Source organism: Streptomyces alkaliterrae (genome assembly GCF_007097205.2).
Lineage (GTDB): Bacteria > Actinomycetota > Actinomycetes > Streptomycetales > Streptomycetaceae > Streptomyces > Streptomyces alkaliterrae.
Genome location: NZ_VJYK02000727.1, coordinates 1 through 425, shown reverse-complemented (window position 1 = coordinate 425; position 425 = coordinate 1). Strand labels below are relative to the sequence as shown.

General features: G+C 71.1%; 1 protein-coding gene and 1 pseudogene. Both read left to right on the top strand.

Translation table 11 applies throughout. The annotated features are described in order from the left end of the window. Positions 1–189 (top strand): annotated as a pseudogene (locus tag FNX44_RS27680) (DUF2637 domain-containing protein); the annotation flags it as partial. 16 nt (positions 190–205) lie between these two features. Next, positions 206–391 carry a mobile element transfer protein gene (locus FNX44_RS27675; protein ID WP_143651646.1) on the top strand — a complete coding sequence of 62 codons (186 nt, stop codon included), beginning with the start codon at positions 206–208 and terminating at the stop codon, positions 389–391. Positions 392–425: the final 34 nt, after the last annotated feature.

The window sequence follows — 425 nt, the reverse complement described above, 5'->3', positions numbered from 1 at the left end:
AGACAGCCGCCCGCGGACCCGGACCCTGCTCCGGCTCCGGTGGTTCCGGCCGCGCTGGTGGACCACGCCCGGAAGCTCTCCGCTGAGCACAAGCGGCGGACCGGCTACCCGATCGACGCCGACGGCCTCCGTACCCGGCTCGGCGTTCCTGCCCCGCTGGCCGTTGCCATCGCCAACCAACTCACCTGAAAGGACACCCCAACCCATGCGCCCTAAGCGCTTCCGCGACACCACCCGCATCGGCCCCGTGCATGTCGCCTCGTTCTACGACCGTCGAGGCCGGGACAAGCACACCGCCGCCTGCACGGCGCCGCGTTGCGGCTTCTCCGCCGAGTACGACAGCCGCGCCGCCGCCGAACTCGCCGCCCGAACCCACACCTGCAACCCCTGACTGGAGGAACGACTGTGTTCCAGCCTCGCTACCC

Bases quoted from the DNA above. Each gene is read 5' to 3' on its own strand.
- FNX44_RS27675 (WP_143651646.1), top strand. From the start codon at position 206: ATGCGCCCTAAGCGCTTCCGCGACACCACCCGCATCGGCCCCGTGCAT.